The following is a 17,264-nucleotide window of genomic DNA, read 5'->3' as shown; positions in this document are numbered from 1 at the left end:
CGTCGTCCCTTTCCCCCGGGACCGCGAGTCCGACACGGAGCGGATGATTCGAGTACGGTCCCGGACTGGTGCTTCGCCGTCAGAGTGCCACTACCGCACCTCTCCCGGGTGGCGATCCACCGAGATGTGCATATATCTGTCGCTCGAAGCGGTGAACTCTGCGACGGCAGAGCGGATTCGGGTGGCTCACATGGAGTAAGGAATACCCATGCAGCACGGTCCCGCGGTGCGCCGCCGAAAGCTGGGTGCGGAACTGCGAGCACTGCGCGCCCAATCCGGACTCACGAGTGGGGAGGCGGCCCGGCTGGTGGGCTGGCACCAGTCGAAGGTGAGCCGCGTCGAGACGGGCACCAGCGGGGTGAAACCAGCCGATGTGCGCTTGCTTCTCGACGCCTATGGCGTGACCGACCGCCAACTCCGCGAGCTGATGCTCGCGTTGGCCGGCTCCGACGGTGTCGGCGGGCACCACTGGTGGCACGCCTACCGAGGGGTGCTGCCGCCCACCTACCGGGACTTCATCAGCCTGGAGTCGCAGGCCGGCGCGATGCGCACCCTGGAGACGTCGGTGGTTCCCGGTCTGCTGCAGACGGCCGAGTACGCCCGCGCGGTGACTCGGGCCGCCGTGGAGGGCGTGGACGACGACCGGCTCGACACCCTGGTGGAGGTACGGCTGGCCCGGCAGGTCGTATTGAGTGCCGATCCCCCGCTGGAGTTGAGCGCGGTACTGGACGAAGGGGTACTGCGACGTGAGGTCGGCGGGCCCGGGGTGATGGCGCGACAGCTGGAACACCTGGTGGAGGCGGCGCGGTCGCCGCAGGTACGGCTCCAGGTCCTGCCGTTCACGGCCGGGGCGCACATCGGCATCACCGGCCCTTTCGTTATTTTCTCATTCCCGAGCACTTCTGACCTGGATGTGGTTGTTCTCGACCACTTGACGAGTAGCCTCTACCTCGAACGGAAAGAAGACCTCCGGGCCTACAGCGAGGCCTTCAACACCCTTCAGGTCCACGCCCTTTCGCCCGAGGAATCGTTGGATTACATCGCCGGGATAGGTGACGGCGCGTAAGGAGGCACTATGTCCGCACTGCCTCGGAACGTTCCATCCAGTACCGATCTGCACGACGTGCGGTGGCTGCGCAGCAGCTACAGCACGGGAGCCAACAACTGTGTCGAGACGGCCCGGCCGCGATCCGGCCCAGGGGCCGGACTGCTCGCCGTGCGCGACTCCAAGGACCCGGCCGGACCCGCCCTGCTCTTCTCCCCCGGGAGCTGGTCGGGATTCACCGCCGCGTTCCACTGATCACCCTCATCCGTCAGCAGGGGCGGACCGCGGCCGTGTCACGCCGACTCATGGTCGCGTCTCCCCGATCACCCGTACAGCGCGTTCCAGCTCGGCCCCGGAGAGGTCCGCGCGGGCAGTCAGCCTGAGGCGCGAGATGCCGTCGGGCACGGAGGGAGGACGGAAGCAGCCCACGGCCAGGCCTGCCGACCGGCAGTCCGCCGCCCACCGCACGGCCCCCTCCGGGGACGGCGCACGCACGGAGACCACCGCGGCGTCCGGACGTACCGCTTCCAGACCCGCGGCGGTCAGGCGTGCGTGCAGGTCGGCGGCCACCTCGCGGGCCCCGGCCGCGCGCTGCGGCTCGCGGCGCAGCAGCCTGAGGGCCGCGAGCGCGGCACCGGCCGCCGCGGGGGCCAGACCGGTGTCGAAGATGAACGTACGCGCCGCGTTGACCAGATGGTCGATCACCCGGGCCGGGCCGAGTACCGCTCCGCCCTGGCTGCCCAGCGACTTGGACAGCGTGACCGTCACGACGACGTCGTCCGCGCCCGCGAGTCCCGCCGCGTGCGGGGCACCCCGGCCGCCGTCGCCCAAGACGCCCAGGCCGTGGGCGTCGTCGACGACCAGTCCCGCGCCGTACTCCCGGCACGCCTCGGCGAGCCCGGTGAGCGGGGCCGCGTCCCCGTCGACCGAGAAGACCGTGTCGGAGACGGCGACGGCGGGCCCGTCATGCGTCTGGAGTGCCTTGCGCACCGCGTCCGGCTCGGCGTGCGCGACCACCTGTGTGGTGCCCCGGGCCAGCCGGCAGCCGTCGATGAGGGAGGCGTGGTTGCCCGCGTCGGAGACGATCAGGGAGCCGTGCGGGGCCAGCGCGGTGACGGCGGCGAGGTTGGCCGCGTAGCCGGAGGAGAAGACGAGGGCGGCCTCGAATCCGCAGAATTCGGCCAGCTCGCGTTCGAGCTCGGTGTGCAGCTCCGTGGTGCCGGTGACGAGCCGGGAGCCGGTGGAGCCGCCGCCCCAGGTGCGCGCCGCCCGTGCCGCGCCCTCGGTGACCTCCGGATGGTGGGCCAGACCGAGGTAGTCGTTGCTCGCGAGGTCCAGCAGCGGGGAGTCGGCGGGACGCGGGCGCAGGGTCCGTACGAGTCCGGCCCGGCGGCGCAGTTCCGCCTGTTCGTCGATCCAGCCGAACGCCATGGGTCCTCCGGGGGATTTGTAGGCAGTGGACAGACACTAGCCAACCCACTCGCCACCCATGGTGTGGCAATGCACACACGGCGAATGGCCTCTCTTGTACGAACTCTCCTTGGCCCGGAACGGGTCGGTAGGACAGGATCGGCTCTCATGGACCTGCTGAACACGCTGGTGGACAAGGGGCTTCGGCGCGAGCTGCCGACCCGCGAGGAGGCGCTGGCCGTACTGGCCACGTCCGACGACGACGTGCTCGACGTGGTGGCGGCGGCCGGAAAGGTGCGCCGGCACTGGTTCGGGCGACGGGTGAAACTCAACTATCTCGTCAACCTGAAGTCCGGGCTGTGTCCGGAGGACTGCTCCTACTGCTCCCAGCGGCTCGGCTCCAAGGCCGACATCCTGAAGTACACCTGGCTCAAGCCCGACCAGGCCTCCGAGGCCGCGGCGGCCGGTCTTGCGGGTGGCGCCAAGCGGGTCTGCCTGGTGGCGAGCGGGCGCGGGCCGACCGACCGTGACGTGGACCGGGTCTCCGAGACGATCAAGACGATCAAGGAGCAGAACGAGGGCGTCGAGGTGTGCGCCTGCCTCGGCCTGCTCACCGACGGCCAGGCGGAGCGACTGCGCGACGCGGGCGCGGACGCGTACAACCACAACCTCAACACCTCCGAGGGGACGTACACGGACATCACGACCACGCACACGTACGCCGACCGGGTGGACACCGTGCGGAAGGCGCACGCGGCGGGTCTGTCGGCGTGCTCGGGCCTGATCGCCGGTATGGGCGAGTCGGACGAGGACCTGGTGGACGTCGTCTACTCGCTGCGCGAGCTGGACCCCGACTCCGTTCCGGTGAACTTCCTGATCCCGTTCGAGGGCACCCCGCTGGCCAAGGAGTGGAACCTCACCCCGCAGCGCTGTCTGCGGATCCTGGCGATGGTCCGCTTCGTCTGCCCGGACGTGGAGGTGCGTATCGCGGGCGGCCGCGAGGTCCATCTGCGCACGATGCAGCCGCTCGCGCTGCACCTGGCCAACTCGATCTTCCTCGGCGACTACCTCACCAGCGAGGGCCAGGCCGGCAAGGCCGACCTGGACATGATCGCTGACGCCGGGTTCGAGGTGGAGGGCGCGGGCGAGGTGACGCTGCCGCAGCACCGGGGCGCGGCGGGCGGGGGCTGCGGGTCCCACGCGGGCGGCGCCGGGTGCGGGTCGCACGACGCGAGCGGTGGCGGCTGCGGCTCGCAGGAGGGCGCGGGTGCGAGCTGCGGGTCGCACGAGGGCGGTGGTGTGTGCGGTTCGGTTCCGGCTGTCGCGTCCGCGTCGCCGGAACCGGTCAGCGAGGCCCGTACGGACCTGGTCGCCGTACGCCGTCGTGGTGCCGGAACGGACCTCGCGCCCAATGCCTGAGCTGTCCGTCCCCGAACTCCTGGAGCTCGACCGGCGGCACGTCTGGCATCCGTACGGTCCGATGCCCGGCCGGGTGGACCCGCTCGTCGTGGAGTCGGCGAGCGGGGTCCGGCTGCGGCTCGCGGACGGCTCGGGCGAGCTGGTCGACGGCATGTCGTCCTGGTGGTCGGCGATCCACGGCTACAACCACCCGGTGCTGAACGAGGCCGCGTGCGGGCAGATCGGGCGGATGAGCCACGTGATGTTCGGCGGGCTGACCCACGAACCCGCCGTACGACTGGCGAAGCGACTTGTCGACATCTCTCCCGACGGTCTGGAGCACGTGTTCCTCGCGGACTCCGGTTCCGTGTCGGTCGAGGTCGCGGTCAAGATGTGCCTGCAGTACTGGCGTTCGCTCGGCCGCCCGGCCAAGCAGCGGCTGCTGACCTGGCGCGGCGGCTACCACGGGGACACCTGGCAGCCGATGTCGGTGTGCGACCCCGAGGGCGGGATGCACGAGCTGTGGTCCGGGGTGCTGCCCCGGCAGGTGTTCGTGGGCCCCCCGCCGGCCGCGTACGAGGAGTCGTACGCCGAGGAGCTGCGTGCGGCGATCGCGCGCCACGCCGACGAGCTGGCCGCGGTGATCGTCGAGCCGGTGGTGCAGGGCGCCGGCGGGATGCGGTTCCACTCCCCCGCGTATCTGAGGGTGCTGCGGGAGGCCTGCGACGCGCACGACGTGCTGCTGGTCTTCGACGAGATCGCGACCGGGTTCGGCCGTACGGGCGCCCTGTTCGCGGCGGAGCACGCGGCGGTGACACCGGACGTGATGTGCGTCGGCAAGGCGCTGACCGGCGGCTGTCTGACGATGGCGGCGACGCTGTGCACCGCGCGGGTCGCCGACGGGATCTCCCGGGGCGAGGTGCCGGTACTGGCGCACGGCCCGACGTTCATGGGCAACCCGCTGGCCGCGTCGGTGGCGTGCGCGTCGATCGACCTGCTGCTGGGCCAGGACTGGCTGTCCGAGGTCAAGCGGATCGAGACGGGCCTGAGGGAGGGTCTCGCGCCCGCACTCGAGGTGCCGGGAGTGAAGGACGTACGGGTGCTCGGTGCCATCGGCGTCGTGCAGCTCGACCACGACGTCGACATGAGGGCCGCCACCGACGCCGCCGTGCGCGAGGGCGTGTGGCTCCGGCCGTTCCGCGACCTGATCTACACGATGCCGCCCTACGTCACCGGTGACGAGGACGTGGCCCGGATCGCGCGGGCCGTGTGCGCGGCGGCACGGGAGGGATGACATGGCGATTCTGCTGATCACGGGGACCGGCACGGAGGTCGGCAAGACGGTCACGACCGCCGCGGTCGCGGCCACCGCGCTCGCGGCGGGCCGGTCGGTGGCCGTCCTGAAGGCCGCGCAGACGGGCGTACGGCCCGACGAGCGCGGTGACGCCGACGAGGTCGCGCGGCTGGCGGGCGACGTGACGGCGGCGGAGGTCGCCCGCTTCCCCGAGCCGCTGGCGCCGGGAACGGCGGCGCGGCGGGCCGGCCTTCCTCCGGTCGGCCCCGGCGATGTCGCCGAGGCCGCGGCCAAGCTCGCCACCGATCACGACCTGGTGCTCGTGGAGGGAGCGGGCGGACTGCTCGTACGGTTCGACGAGGCGGGCGGGACGCTGGCGGACGTGGCGGAGCTGCTGAGCGCGCCGGTGCTCGTCGTGGCCTCCGCCGGCCTGGGCACCCTCAACACGACGGAACTGACGGCACGTGAACTGCGCTCCCGTCGGCTGGACTTCCCCGGCGTGGTGATCGGCAGCTGGCCCGACTCCCCCGACCTGGCGTCCCGCTGCAATCTGGCGGACCTGCCGGAGGTGGCCGGGGCTCCCCTGCTCGGTGCGCTGCCCGCCGGTGCCGGCGCTCTCCCCCCGCCCGCCTTCCGGGCGTCGGCACCGGGGTGGCTGGCGCCGGGTCTGGACGGAACGTGGGACGTGGAGGCGTTCGGGGCCCGGGAGGCGCCCTGAGGGTCGCACCGCACCGCTGACCTGGGCTCGCGTCCCCGGCGCTATCCGTCGGACACCGCGAGGAGCCGGACCAGATCGATCCGGGAGCGGATGCCCAGGCGGCTGAAGACCCCGCGCAGATGGTGGTCGATGGTGCGGGGGCTGAGGGCGAGGCGGTCGGCGATCTCGCGGTTGGTTGCTCCGTCGGCCGCCATGCGGGCGATGAGCAGTTGCTGGGCGGTGAGACGGGCGGCGGGATCACCGGGGCCGGGCGCGGGAGACGCGGGCGCGCCGAGGGCGCGGAGTTCGGCGCGGGCCTGGTCGGCGCAGTGCGGGGCGCCGAAGGACGCGAAGGCCTCCAGGGCGCTGTGCAGGCGGTCGAGGGCCTCGCCGCGGTGCCGCAGCCGGCGCAGGGCTGCGCCGAACAGCAACTCCGTGCGGGCGCGTTCGAAGTCTCGGGTGCCGTGGGCGTGCAGGTCGAGGGCCGCACGGTAGTGGTCGACGGCCTCGGCGCCGGGTGTCAGCAGGGCTCGGCAGCGGGCGCTGAGGGCGAGGTCGTCGGGGCTGCGGACGGCGCGGGCCCAGCGGTCGTAGTCGGCGTGCGCGGCCCGGGCGGTACGGGTGTCGCCGGTGCGGGCGGCGGCCTCGACGTAGTGCGGGGTGGCCAGATGGCGGATGGCGCGGTGACCGTGGCCGGGGCCGAACGCGGCGAGGGCACGCAGTCGGGCGGCGGCCGCGGCGAACCGGCCGGCACCGAGGTCGAGGACGGCGAGCGCCCACTGGGCGAGCGCGGCGGGCAGGCCCAGGCCGCGGGTGAGGGCGTACGAGCGGGCGGCCGCGGCGCGTTCCCGGCACAGGTCGGCGTCGCCGGTGATCGCGGCGAACATGGCTAGGGCGGCCTGGAGGTGGCAGGCGCCGTTGTCCTGGCCCGTGGCGTACGCCAGGCGCAGGGCGTCCGTCGCGGCGGCCTCGCCGACCCGGGGGCGGCCGCTGAAGAAGTCGGCGTAGGCGCGGAACTCCATGGCCTGGGCGACCGTGCCCGGGGCGCCGAGGGTACGGGCGGAAGTGGCCGCGCGCAGCGTGGCGGTGACGGCACGGGTGTGGTCGCCGAGCATCAGCGCGGCGATGCCGGCGTGGATGAGCAGGGTGGGGTCACCGCCCGGCCCGCACCGACCGGCCGTCGCCTCCAACACGTCCCGCGCGTCCTCGTACCGCCCCTCCACGGCGGCCACCAGCCCGCCCAACGTCCCCGGCACGACGATCCCCGCCCGCCGGGCCACGCCCACCGCCTCCCGGCAGCGCCGCAGATCCCCGGTGTAGACGGCGGCTTCGGTGACCCGGGCGAGGAGATGAACACCGGGGTCGGGGGCATGGGCGGAGTCCTCCGCCTGGAGCCACCCGGAGTCGGCCGTGTCCGGGCCCGGGGCCTCGACCGGGCGGCGTGGTGTCCCGGTCGCCGCCGTCAGGAGGGTGTCGAAGGCCTCCGACGCGTTGCCTGTGCGCAGGGCGAGGAGGCCGGTCAGGGTGTCGTCGTCGGCTGTGGCGAGCCGGCGGGCGCGGTCGGCGTCGCCGGAGGTCCAGGCGTCGGTGGCGGCGTGGGCGAGGAGACGGCACCGGTCGCGGGGGTCGGGGGTCAGCGCGGCGGCGCGTTCGGCGAGGACGCCGGCCAGGGCGGGACGACCGGTGCGGCGGGCTGCGTCGGCGGACGTGCTCAGCTGCGTGGCGAGGCGGGCGCTCGGGCCGAGGGCGGTGGCGGCCCGGTGCCAGGTGCGTTGCGGGGTCTCCGTGGCGCCGCTCAGTACGCGGGCCAGCAGCCGGTGGACCTCGTGCCGGTCCGCCGCGGACGCCGTCTCGTACGCGGCGATCCTCGTCCAGGGGTCCCGGAAGCGGACCCCGCCCGTGGTCGCGTACGCGAGGCCGGCGGTCTCGGCCGCGTCGAGGGGGCGGGTGTCGAGGCCCCCGGCCGCGACGGCGCGCAGGAAGGCGTGCGTGGCGACCGGGTACTGGTCGGCCGCGGCGAGCAGGAGCAGCAGCCGGGTGTCGTCCGGCAACGCCCGCACTTCCGCCCGGTGCGCGCGCAGCAGCTCCGGGGCGAGTTCGGCCGGCTGGATCGGGAGCGGGTCGAGGCCGGACGCCTGCCGGTCGGTGAGGAGCGCGGCGAGTTCGGCGGCCGCGCGCGGATCGCCGTGGACGCCGCGCAGGAGCCGTACCCGGACACCCTCGGCCAGCGTGGTGGCGAGGCGCTGCCAGGGGCCCGGCGGCTGCGGTGGCGAAGTGCGGTCCAGAGGTGGGGGGTTCACCGGAGTCACCACACCATCGACGTTACTCGCGGGTTATTTGACACGTAAAGACCGGCGATTCCACCGATGCGGCGCGCGTAGACCCGCTCCGACACTCCTGAGCACCCCACCTGTCAGGAGGCACCATGCAGCGCCCCAAGCGTCGTATCGCCATGGCCCTGTCCGCCATGGCCGCATCGCTCCTGCTGTCCCTCTCCCTGTCCGCGCCCTCCGCTCACGCGGCGAGCCGCAACCCCGTCGTCTTCATCCACGGCATCAGCAGTTCGTCGAGCAGCTGGGACGACTGGGTCGCCGACTTCGAGACGGACGGCTACACCTCCTCCGAGCTGTTCGCCTGGTCCTACGACTGGGGCCAGTCGAACGCGACCACGGCCCGCCAACTCGCCACCGAGGTGCGGAGCGTGCTGGCCCGGACCGGCGCGGCCAAGGTGGACATCGTGGTCCACTCCATGGGCACGCTCAGCGGGCGCTACTACCTCAAGAACCTCGGCGGGACGGCGTACGTCGACGATTTCGTCTCCGTCGCCGGGACGAACCACGGCACCTCCGTGGCCTCGCTGTGCGGCTGGCTCTACACGTCGTGCAGGGAGATGAACACGGGCAGCTCGTTCCTCACCGCGCTCAACTCCGGTGACGAGACACCCGGCAGCGTGTCGTACGCGGCCTACTGGTCCAACTGCGACGCGGCGATCGACCCGGACTCCTCGGCCCTGCTGAACGGCGCGACCAACGTCGGTGTCGGATGCGTGGCGCACCAGGACATGAACAACGACCACGGCATCTACGAACAGGTGCGCGACTTCGTGGCGTGAGCGGTGGCCGGGGGGTGCGGCGGGCCCGTACGGGGGACAATCCCGGAAGAAGGCCAGACCCGTCAGGTCCGGGAGGTCGCCATGCCGCTGTTTCCAGGTGCCCGAAAGGCGTCCCGGGATTCCGTCCGGCACCCGCTGTTCGCCCGCTGCTACGCCCGGGTCAGTGTGACCGCCGAGACCCGGGCCGGGCTGGGCTCGGTCCGGGAGCGGATGCTGGCCGGGCTCTCCGGCCGGGTGCTGGAGATCGGCGCGGGCAACGGTCTGAACTTCGGCCACTATCCGGGGGCCGTCTCGGAGGTCGTCGCGATCGAACCGGAGCGACTGCTGCGGAAGCTGGCCCTGGACGCGGCCCGGCGCGCCGAGGTGCCGGTCGACGTGGTGCCGGGGGAGGCGGAGGCGCTGCCGGTCAAGAGCGAGGCGTTCGACGCGGTGGTGGTCTCACTGGTGCTGTGCAGCGTGCGGGACCTGCCACGGGCCCTCGGTGAGGTGCGCCGGGTGCTGCGTCCCGGCGGCGGTGTCCGGTTCTTCGAGCACGGCAGGGGTGGCGGCCGGGCGATGACGTTCACCCAGCGCGCCCTGGACCGTACGGTCTGGCCGCCGCTGAGCGGTGGCTGCCATCTGGGCCGGGACCCGGTCGCCGCGTTCCGGGACGCCGGCTTCGAACTCGGTCCCTACCGGCGGCTGCTGGTGCCGGAGAAGGGGCCGCGGACGCCGGCCTCGTACTGCGTACTGGGCACGGCGTGGCGGCCGGACGAGGGGGAGTGACTCACACGGTCCACTGGCGCAGCTCGTGCGTGATGTCCTGGACGGACGCCTCGCCGCTCTTCACCAGCCGTGCCAGGTCACGCACCTGTTCCGGCGAGGTGGCCACCTTCAGGCCGCTGGCCACCAGGTAGGCGTACGCGACGGCGGAGGCGAAGAGAGCGTTGGAGCGCTCCAACGCCGGTACGTTGACCAGGAGTTGGAGAAGGGCGGCGGCGCGGGCGTGCGGAGAGTCGTAGACGGGGACGTCGAAGATCTCGGCCTGGTGACGTGCGACGGCGGCGACCAGGGCTCCCCAGTCGGTGACCTGGGGGTCTCCGGGCGTCATCCGTTCCGCGAGCATCAACAGCCAGGCGAGGTCGATTCGGAGGCTGCTCAAGGGATCAGCCGCGACCCTCACGCTCGGCGCCCAGCTCTTGGGCGAACACCGCCTCGTACTGCTTCATGAAGTCGGCGGCGGCCTCCACGAAGGTGTGGCCGACCTCGCCGGTGTCCTGTCTGACCAGCTCTTCGATGTAGCGGTTGACGCTCATGCCGCGCGCGAGGGCGCGTTCGCGGGCGACGCGGGCGGTGCCCTCGTCGACGCGCACGTTCAGCTGGGTCTTGGCCATACCTCGACGCTAGCGCCGAAGCGCTAGCAGCGGCAAGAGGGGGTGGGCGGTGTGCGGTATTCCGGGGGCGACTGTGCCCGGGGTCACACTACGCTCGGCTGGAACGGAGAAGTCGGCACGTCCACGCGAGCTAGGAGGCAGTCTTGTCCACACCTGCTGCGGAGCACGCCCCCGGCCTGGCCTCGGCCGACGGGATCTCGGCCCGTGCCCGAGGCCTGACCAAGGCGTACGGCTCGGGCGAGACGACGGTTCTCGCCCTGGACTCGGTGGACGTGGACGTGGCCCGCGGCCGCTTCACCGCGGTCATGGGACCGTCGGGTTCCGGAAAGTCCACCTTGATGCACTGCCTGGCCGGGCTCGACACCGTCTCGGCCGGACAGGTGTGGCTGGGCGACACCGAGATCACGGGACTGAAGGACCGGGAGCTGACCCGGCTGCGACGGGACCGGATCGGGTTCATGTTCCAGTCGTTCAACCTGATCCCGACACTGAACGCGGTCGAGAACATCACCCTGCCGATGGACATCGCGGGCCAGAAGCCCGACCAGAAGTGGCTGGACGAGGTCGTGGACACGCTCGGGCTGCGCGACCGGCTCAAGCACCGGCCCTCCCAGCTCTCCGGAGGCCAGCAACAGCGTGTCGCCTGCGCACGGGCCCTCGCTTCCCGCCCGGAGCTGATCTTCGCGGACGAGCCGACCGGCAACCTCGACTCGCGCGCCGGCCTGGAAGTGCTGGCCTTCCTGCGGGAGGCCGTCGACCAACTCGGACAGACGGTCGTCATGGTCACCCACGACCCGGGCGCGGCCGCCCACTCCGACCTGGTGCTCTTCCTGGCGGACGGGCGGATCGTCGACGAGATGGAACGGCCGACGGCGGAGGCGGTGCTGGAACGCATGCGCCTCTTCCCCGGGGGACGCCCCCAGACCCCCGGTTCCGATCCGGTCCGCGGTACAGCTCAATCCTCGTCGGGCGCGACTTCCCGGCTCAGCGAGACCACCGAGAAGGACTGACCCCGTGCTGAAGGCGACGCTACGGAGTTTCCTCGCCCACAAGGGGCGCCTGATGCTGTCGGCGCTGGCCGTCGTGCTGTCCGTGGCCTTCGTCGCGGGCAGCCTGATCTTCTCCGACACGGTGACCCGCACGTTCGACCGGCTCTTCGCCTCCACCTCGGCCGACGTGACGGTCGAGCCGAGGCAGGACCTGAAGTCGTCCGTGCCGACCGGCGCGGTGCAGACCCTGCCCGCCTCCCTCGCCGGCCGCCTGGCGCGGGTCGACGGGGTGGCGGCGGCCCACCCGGACGTGGGCGTCGAGAACATCACGGTGGTCGACACCAAGAACAAGTCGGTCGGGCCGACCACGGGCGCGCCCACCATCGCCACCGACTGGAACCCCACCGACCGCAGCCCCGTGAGCCTGACCTCCGGCCACGCCCCGCGCGGCGCGGGCGAGGCCCTGCTGGACGCGGACACCGCCGACAAGAAGCACGTCGGTATCGGCGACACGCTCACGGTGCTGGCCCAGCCCGGTTCCTTCAAGGTCGAGGTCGTCGGCATCGCCACCTTCCGGACGACCAACCCGGGCGCCGCCCTGGTCTTCCTCGACGCGCGCACGGCGGCGAAGCAGCTGCTGGGCTCGGCCGCGCGGGCCACGAGCATCTCCGTGGACGCGGCACGGGGCGTGAGTGACGCCGAGCTCAAGGGCCGTGTGGACGCCGCGCTCGACGGCGGCGGCGGCGGCCCCTACGACGTGAAGACCGCCGACGAGCAGGCCAAGTCGGCCGCCGCGGACCTCGGCGGGTTCCTCGACGTCATCAAGTACGTGATGCTGGGATTCGCCGGGATCGCCGTCCTGGTGGGTGTCTTCCTGATCGTCAACACCTTCTCGATGCTGATCGCGCAGCGCACCCGTGAACTCGGGCTGCTCCGGGCGCTCGGCGCCGACCGGCGTCAGGTGCGGCGTTCCGTGCTCACCGAGGCGGTGCTGCTCGGGCTGGTCGGCTCGACGCTGGGCCTGCTGGCCGGCATCGGGCTCGCGGCCGGGCTGATCGAGCTCATGGGCGTCTTCGGCATGAACCTGAACGCCGCCGAGATGGTCATCGGCTGGGTGACTCCGGTGTCGGCGTACGTCGTCGGCGTGGGCGTCACCTTCGTGGCGGCGTACCTGCCGGCCCGGCGCGCGGCGGGCGTGTCGCCGATGGCGGCCCTCTCGGACGCCGAGGTCGCCGGGGTGGGCCGGCCGCTGAAGGCGCGCGCGGTCGTCGGGGCGGTCGTCGGGGCTGCCGGGGTGGCCTCGCTCGCGGGCTGCGCCGCCGCGACGAAGACGTCGTCGGCGGCCTCCCTGCTGGGGCTCGGCGTCGTCCTCACCCTGATCGCGACCGTCGTCGCGGGCCCGCTGCTGGTGCGTCCGGTGATCCGGGTGCTCGGCGCGGGCTTCCCCGCGCTGTTCGGCTCGATCGGGCGGATGAGCCAGCGCAACGCCCTGCGCAATCCCCGCCGTACCGGCGCCACCGCCGCCGCGCTGATGGTGGGTCTCGCGCTGGTGGGCGGCATGTCGGTGGCGAGCGCCTCGATGTCCAGGTCCTTCGACCAGCAGATCGACAAGACGCTGGGCGCCGACTACGTCGTCCAGAACACCAACTTCACCCCCTTCTCCCGGGAGGTCACGGACGCCGTGCGCGACACCGACGGTGTCGGCCTCGTCGTACGGCAGCGGTTCGCGCCGCTCGCCGTGCGCCTGCCGGACGGCAAGCGCGTCGAGACGACCGCCTCCGGATACGACGACCGGGTCGACGACGTCGCGCATGTCACGTACGCCGAGGGCGACGCGGCGGCGGCCCTCGCGGACGGCGCGATCGGCATGGACGTGGACTTCGCCCGGGACCACGGGGTGCGGCGCGGCAGTGTGCTCCCGGTCGAGTTCCCCGGCGACCGCAGGACCTCGCTGAAGGTGGGCGCGCTCACCGACCAGGACGCCGCCGACGGGTTCGGCATGCAGGGCGGGCTGTTCCTCGGGATCGAGACCGTGGAGAAGTACGTGCCGGGCGGCCAGGACTCCGCGCTGTACGTGAACGCGGCCCCCGGCACCGACGCCGACCAGTTGCGTTCCCGGCTGGAGCAGACCCTCACCCCGTATCCGCAGGTCCAGGTGCGCGACCAGGCCGACTACAAGGACCTGGTCCACAACCAGATCGCCGTGCTGCTCTACCTCGTGTACGCGCTGCTCGGGCTGGCGATCGTCATCGCCGTGCTCGGTGTCGTCAACACCCTCGCCCTGTCGGTCGTGGAACGGACCCGGGAGATCGGGCTGCTGCGGGCCATCGGGCTGGCCCGGCGGCAGCTGCGGCGGATGATCCGGCTGGAGTCGGTGGTGATCGCGGTGTTCGGCGCGGTCCTGGGCCTGGCCCTGGGACTGGTGTGGGGCGTGTGCACCCAGCAGGTGCTGGCGTTGCAGGGCATGAAGGCGCTGGCGGTCCCGTGGGGCACGATTGTCGCGGTGGTGATCGGCTCGGCGGTGGTCGGCGTGGTGGCGGCGCTGCTGCCGGCGTTGCGTGCGTCCCGCATGAACGTCCTGGCGGCGATCGCGCACGACTGAGGGGCAAGCGGCGACTCGGATCGACGGGTGGCGACGTCCGTCCGGATGGTGGAATTCCATGTCCGGGCCCGGCACACGTGATGTGCTCGTCCGCATGTCTGATCTGCGGATACGGGCCGCGACGCCCGACGACCTCGACACCGTGCTGGCCTTCTGGAAGACCGCCGCCGAAGGCACGAGCATCAGCGACGACCGGGACGGCGTGGAGCGGCTGGTCGCCCGCGACCCCGAGGCGCTGATCCTCGCCGAGAGCGGCGGCGAACTGGTCGGCACGGTGATCGCGGGCTTCGACGGATGGCGCTGCCACCTCTACCGGCTCGCCGTCCGTCCGGGGCGCCGCCGACAGGGGATCGGGTCGGCCCTGCTCGCCGCCGCGGAGGAGCGGTTCGTGGGGCTGGGCGGGCGGCGCGGGGACGCGATGGTGCTCACACACAATGAGACCGCGCATCATGCCTGGCGCGCTGCGGGGTACGCGGCGGAGGAGAAGTGGCGGCGCTGGGTCAAGCCCCTCACCGACTGACGGCACCCACCGACCGACGGTACCCGCCGACTGTCTTTGCCGGTCCTTTACTATTGGGGGGCGGCATCCAGTCACCGGGTCCGCTGCCCCGACGAAGACCGACGAAAGGTGTGAGCGTCCGCCCATGGGCGAGCCTCCCAGTACGCGACATCGCGCGATCCTTCCTGCCCTGTCCGATCCTGGGACGGAGGTGACCCGATGACCGAAGTGCTGCTGCTCCTGGTGGCGATTCTGCTGTCGCTCGCCTGCGGTGCCTTCGTCGCGGCCGAGTTCTCGCTGACCACCGTCGAACGCAGCGAACTCGAACGGGCCGTGCAGCGCGGCGAGCGCGGTGCGCCGGGTGCCCTCAAAGCCGTACGGAACCTGACCTTCCAGCTCTCCGGGGCCCAGCTCGGCATCACGGTCACCAACCTGGTCGTCGGTATGCTCGCCGAGCCGTCGATCGCCAAGCTGATCGCGGGCCCGCTGGAGTCCCTCGGCGTCTCGTCGACGGCAGCTTCCTCGATCGCCCTGGTGCTCGGTACGGCACTGTCGACCGTCTTCCTGATGGTCGTCGGCGAGCTCGTGCCCAAGAACTGGGCGATCTCCTCGCCGCTGGCCATGGCCAAGCGGGTGGGCAACGCGCAGCGCTGGTTCAGCGCCGCGTTCCGCCCGTTCATCACCCACCTCAACAACACGGCGAACCGCGTGGTGCGCCGTCTCGGCATCGAACCCGCCGAGGAGCTGGCCTCCGCGCGCGGGCCGCAGGAGCTGGCGGCGCTGGCCCGGCACTCCGCCAAACAGGGCGCCCTGGAGGCGGACACCGCCGAACTGTTCGTGCGCACCCTGAACCTGGCCGACCTGACCGCCGAGAACGTGATGACACCGCGCGTGCAGGTCATCGCCCTCGACGCCCAGGCGACCTGCGCGGACGTGGCGAACGCGACCCGGGCGACGGGCCTGTCCCGCTTCCCCGTCTACCGGGGCAATCTCGACTCGGTCGTCGGCACCGCCCACATCAAGGACGTACTGGCGGTACCCGCGGAACGCCGCCAGCAGGTGTCCGTCGCCGAGCTGATGCGCGAACCGCTGCTGGTGCCGCAGTCACTGACCGTGGACCGGCTCCTCGACCGGCTGTCCGGCAAGCGCACGATGGCCGTCGTCATCGACGAGTACGGCGGCACCGCGGGCGTGGCGACGCTGGAGGACATCGTCGAGGAGGTCGTCGGCGAGGTCCGCGACGAGCACGATCCGCACGAGCTCTCCGACCTGGCCCCGGCCGGCACGGACGAGGACGGCCGGGCCGCCTACTCGGCGGACGGCGCCGCGCGCATGGACCAGCTCGCGCGCGTGGGACTGCGGCCGCCCGAGGGGCCGTACGAGACGCTGGCCGGTCTCGTCGCGACGGAGCTCGGCCGCATACCGGCCTCCGGTGACGTCCTGGAGGTCACCGGGTGGCACATGGAGGTCGTGGACGCCTCCGGCCACCGCGCCGCGCGTGTGCTGCTGCACGCGCCCCTCGACGACGCCCCCGATACGGAGGACGTCTCCAGGACGAACGGCTCCAGAACAAACGGGTCCGGGACGGACGACTCTAGGTCTGACGGCTCCCGATCGGGCGGCTCCCAGTCGGGTGGCTACCGATCGGGCGGCTACCGATCGGGCGGCTCCAAGTCGGGTGGCTACCGATCGGGCGGCTCCAAGAAGATCAGCTTCCGGAAGAACAGCGCCCGGAAGAACGACGACAAGGAGGTCGGGCGGTGACCGCCGTACAGCTGCTGGTCGGCCTGGCGACCCTCGTCGTCAACGCCTTCTTCGTCGGCGCGGAGTTCGCGCTGATCTCCGTGCGACGCTCCCAGATCGAGCCGTACGCCGAGGAGGGCGACCGGCGCGCCAAGAGCGTGCTGTGGGGTCTTGAGCACGTGTCCGCGCTGATGGCGGCCGCGCAGCTCGGCATCACGCTGTGCACCCTGGTCCTCGGTGTGGTCGCGGAGCCCGCGATCGCGCATCTGCTGGAACCGGTGTTCCACGCGGTGGGCGTGCCCGAGAGCGCCGGTCACGTGGTGTCCTTCGTGATCGCGCTGACCTTGGCGACCTATCTGCACATGCTGCTCGGCGAGATGGTGCCGAAGAACATCGCGCTCGCCGAGCCGGTGCGCAGCGCGCTGATGCTGGGACCGCCGCTGGTCGCGCTGTCCCGTGCCCTGCGCCCGGTGATCTTCGCGGTCAACGCCTTCGCCAACGCCCTGCTGAAGCTGATGCGGATCGAGACGAAGGACGAGGTCACGGCGACCTTCTCGGACGCCGAGCTCGCCCAGATCGTGAAGGACGCGGGCGAGGCCGGTCTGATCGACGGCCGTGCGCAGGAGCGGCTGCACGACGCGCTGGAGCTGGGCCGACGCCCCGTGCGCGACGTGGTGGTCCCGCTGGAACGCGTGGTCTACGCGCGCGTGGGAGTCACCCCGGAGCAACTGGAGGGGTTGTCGGCCGAGTCCGGGTTCTCCCGCTTCCCCGTGGTGGACGAGGGGCGCCGGATCGTGGGCTACCTGCATGTGAAGGACGCGCTGGACGCCATGCCCCGGGACATGCCGTTCCGGCTGCGGGAGATGCGGCCCATCCCGCGCGTGCGGGAGACCACCCCCCTGGACGACGTCCTCACGGCCATGCGGGGCAGCCGTACCCACCTGGCGGCCGTGCTGGGCTCCGACGGCCGACTGGCCGGGCTCGTGACCATGGAGGACGTGCTGCGGGAGCTGTTCGGGCAGCCGGCCTGAGCCGCCGGGTGCCCGCAGGACCGGGAGGGGCAGGGCAGGGTGACCGACCGCTGGGTATGAGCCTCGGGATA

Annotated in this window: 16 protein-coding genes; 12 read left to right on the top strand and 4 right to left on the bottom strand. The window is 72.3% G+C overall.

Features of this window, described 5'->3' with window-relative positions:
• Positions 1-208 precede the first annotated feature (208 nt).
• Complete coding sequence (locus IG99_RS11580; RefSeq protein ID WP_037672573.1) at positions 209-1,066, top strand: helix-turn-helix domain-containing protein; 858 nt, start codon at positions 209-211, stop codon at positions 1,064-1,066.
• Between the two features lie 9 nt (positions 1,067-1,075).
• Positions 1,076-1,300 carry a DUF397 domain-containing protein gene (locus IG99_RS11575; RefSeq protein WP_037672571.1) on the top strand — a complete coding sequence of 75 codons (225 nt, stop codon included), beginning with the start codon at positions 1,076-1,078 and terminating at the stop codon, positions 1,298-1,300.
• A 48-nt stretch (positions 1,301-1,348) separates the two neighbouring features.
• On the opposite strand, the gene IG99_RS11570 is transcribed toward IG99_RS11575, so the two are convergent.
• The gene (locus tag IG99_RS11570; RefSeq protein WP_037672569.1) at positions 1,349-2,476 is read right to left on the bottom strand and encodes an 8-amino-7-oxononanoate synthase; all 1,128 of its coding nucleotides are present in this window, start codon (positions 2,474-2,476) and stop codon (positions 1,349-1,351) included.
• A 147-nt stretch (positions 2,477-2,623) separates the two neighbouring features.
• Here IG99_RS11570 and bioB point away from each other — a divergent pair, with 147 nt between their 5' ends.
• Genes bioB through bioD form a run of 3 tightly spaced genes read left to right on the top strand, consistent with a single transcriptional unit; the run spans position 2,624 to position 5,865 of the window.
• On the top strand, positions 2,624-3,874 hold the full coding sequence (bioB, locus tag IG99_RS11565) for a biotin synthase BioB (RefSeq protein WP_037672567.1): 1,251 nt from the start codon (positions 2,624-2,626) through the stop codon (positions 3,872-3,874).
• Complete coding sequence (locus IG99_RS11560; RefSeq protein ID WP_037672565.1) at positions 3,867-5,147, top strand: adenosylmethionine--8-amino-7-oxononanoate transaminase; 1,281 nt, start codon at positions 3,867-3,869, stop codon at positions 5,145-5,147. The genes bioB and IG99_RS11560 overlap by 8 nt, the downstream gene beginning before the upstream one ends.
• A gap of 1 nt (position 5,148) precedes the next feature.
• Positions 5,149-5,865 carry a dethiobiotin synthase gene (gene bioD / locus IG99_RS11555; protein ID WP_037672563.1) on the top strand — a complete coding sequence of 239 codons (717 nt, stop codon included), beginning with the start codon at positions 5,149-5,151 and terminating at the stop codon, positions 5,863-5,865.
• Between the two features lie 41 nt (positions 5,866-5,906).
• On the opposite strand, the gene IG99_RS11550 is transcribed toward bioD, so the two are convergent.
• The gene (locus tag IG99_RS11550) at positions 5,907-8,153 is read right to left on the bottom strand and encodes a helix-turn-helix domain-containing protein (protein ID WP_234311828.1); all 2,247 of its coding nucleotides are present in this window, start codon (positions 8,151-8,153) and stop codon (positions 5,907-5,909) included.
• A 116-nt stretch (positions 8,154-8,269) separates the two neighbouring features.
• Between IG99_RS11550 and IG99_RS11545 the strand changes: the two genes are divergently transcribed.
• Both IG99_RS11545 and IG99_RS11540 read left to right on the top strand, forming a co-directional pair.
• Entirely contained in the window at positions 8,270-8,956 is a 687-nt protein-coding gene (locus IG99_RS11545; RefSeq protein WP_037672561.1) for an esterase/lipase family protein, read from the top strand.
• Between the two features lie 81 nt (positions 8,957-9,037).
• Complete coding sequence (locus IG99_RS11540) at positions 9,038-9,721, top strand: class I SAM-dependent methyltransferase (RefSeq protein WP_037672557.1); 684 nt, start codon at positions 9,038-9,040, stop codon at positions 9,719-9,721.
• A gap of 1 nt (position 9,722) precedes the next feature.
• Here IG99_RS11540 and IG99_RS11535 read toward each other — a convergent pair whose 3' ends face one another.
• Both IG99_RS11535 and IG99_RS11530 read right to left on the bottom strand, forming a co-directional pair.
• The gene (locus IG99_RS11535; RefSeq protein ID WP_037672556.1) at positions 9,723-10,097 is read right to left on the bottom strand and encodes a hypothetical protein; all 375 of its coding nucleotides are present in this window, start codon (positions 10,095-10,097) and stop codon (positions 9,723-9,725) included.
• A gap of 4 nt (positions 10,098-10,101) precedes the next feature.
• Positions 10,102-10,329: a hypothetical protein gene (locus IG99_RS11530; protein WP_037672554.1), complete on the bottom strand. Its 228-nt coding sequence runs from the start codon at positions 10,327-10,329 to the stop codon at positions 10,102-10,104.
• Positions 10,330-10,472: 143 nt separating this feature from the next.
• On the opposite strand from IG99_RS11530, the gene IG99_RS11525 reads away from it, so the two are divergent.
• The 5 genes from IG99_RS11525 to IG99_RS11505 all read left to right on the top strand — a co-directional run bounded on the left by IG99_RS11525 (position 10,473) and on the right by IG99_RS11505 (position 17,193).
• On the top strand, positions 10,473-11,339 hold the full coding sequence (locus IG99_RS11525; protein ID WP_234311812.1) for an ABC transporter ATP-binding protein: 867 nt from the start codon (positions 10,473-10,475) through the stop codon (positions 11,337-11,339).
• 4 nt (positions 11,340-11,343) lie between these two features.
• Positions 11,344-13,920, top strand: coding sequence for an ABC transporter permease (locus IG99_RS11520; protein WP_037672551.1), 2,577 nt, complete (start codon positions 11,344-11,346; stop codon positions 13,918-13,920).
• Positions 13,921-14,014: 94 nt separating this feature from the next.
• On the top strand, positions 14,015-14,440 hold the full coding sequence (locus IG99_RS11515) for a GNAT family N-acetyltransferase (protein ID WP_037672959.1): 426 nt from the start codon (positions 14,015-14,017) through the stop codon (positions 14,438-14,440).
• Between the two features lie 198 nt (positions 14,441-14,638).
• Positions 14,639-16,183, top strand: coding sequence for a hemolysin family protein (locus IG99_RS11510; protein ID WP_234311811.1), 1,545 nt, complete (start codon positions 14,639-14,641; stop codon positions 16,181-16,183).
• Positions 16,180-17,193, top strand: a complete 1,014-nt coding sequence (locus IG99_RS11505; protein ID WP_037672549.1) for a hemolysin family protein — start codon at positions 16,180-16,182, stop codon at positions 17,191-17,193. Before IG99_RS11510 ends, IG99_RS11505 begins: the two co-directional genes overlap by 4 nt.
• Positions 17,194-17,264 lie beyond the last annotated feature (71 nt).

Source organism: Streptomyces griseus subsp. griseus, assembly GCF_000720255.1.
In the GTDB taxonomy this organism is placed as follows: domain Bacteria; phylum Actinomycetota; class Actinomycetes; order Streptomycetales; family Streptomycetaceae; genus Streptomyces; species Streptomyces griseus_I.
Note: the sequence above shows the minus strand (reverse complement) of the source record. Positions and strands in the feature narration are given on the sequence as shown.

Excerpts from the sequence above, each read along its gene's own strand:
- IG99_RS11545 (WP_037672561.1), top strand. The coding sequence starts at position 8,270 with ATGCAGCGCCCCAAGCGTCGTATCGCCATGGCCCTGTCCGCCATGGCC.
- IG99_RS11580 (WP_037672573.1), top strand. The coding sequence starts at position 209 with ATGCAGCACGGTCCCGCGGTGCGCCGCCGAAAGCTGGGTGCGGAACTG.
- IG99_RS11570 (WP_037672569.1), bottom strand. The coding sequence starts at position 2,476 with ATGGCGTTCGGCTGGATCGACGAACAGGCGGAACTGCGCCGCCGGGCC.
- IG99_RS11530 (WP_037672554.1), bottom strand. The coding sequence starts at position 10,329 with ATGGCCAAGACCCAGCTGAACGTGCGCGTCGACGAGGGCACCGCCCGC.
- IG99_RS11510 (WP_234311811.1), top strand. The coding sequence starts at position 14,639 with ATGACCGAAGTGCTGCTGCTCCTGGTGGCGATTCTGCTGTCGCTCGCC.
- bioD (WP_037672563.1), top strand. The coding sequence starts at position 5,149 with ATGGCGATTCTGCTGATCACGGGGACCGGCACGGAGGTCGGCAAGACG.
- IG99_RS11540 (WP_037672557.1), top strand. The coding sequence starts at position 9,038 with ATGCCGCTGTTTCCAGGTGCCCGAAAGGCGTCCCGGGATTCCGTCCGG.
- IG99_RS11515 (WP_037672959.1), top strand. The coding sequence starts at position 14,015 with ATGTCTGATCTGCGGATACGGGCCGCGACGCCCGACGACCTCGACACC.
- IG99_RS11560 (WP_037672565.1), top strand. The coding sequence starts at position 3,867 with ATGCCTGAGCTGTCCGTCCCCGAACTCCTGGAGCTCGACCGGCGGCAC.
- bioB (WP_037672567.1), top strand. The coding sequence starts at position 2,624 with ATGGACCTGCTGAACACGCTGGTGGACAAGGGGCTTCGGCGCGAGCTG.
- IG99_RS11575 (WP_037672571.1), top strand. The coding sequence starts at position 1,076 with ATGTCCGCACTGCCTCGGAACGTTCCATCCAGTACCGATCTGCACGAC.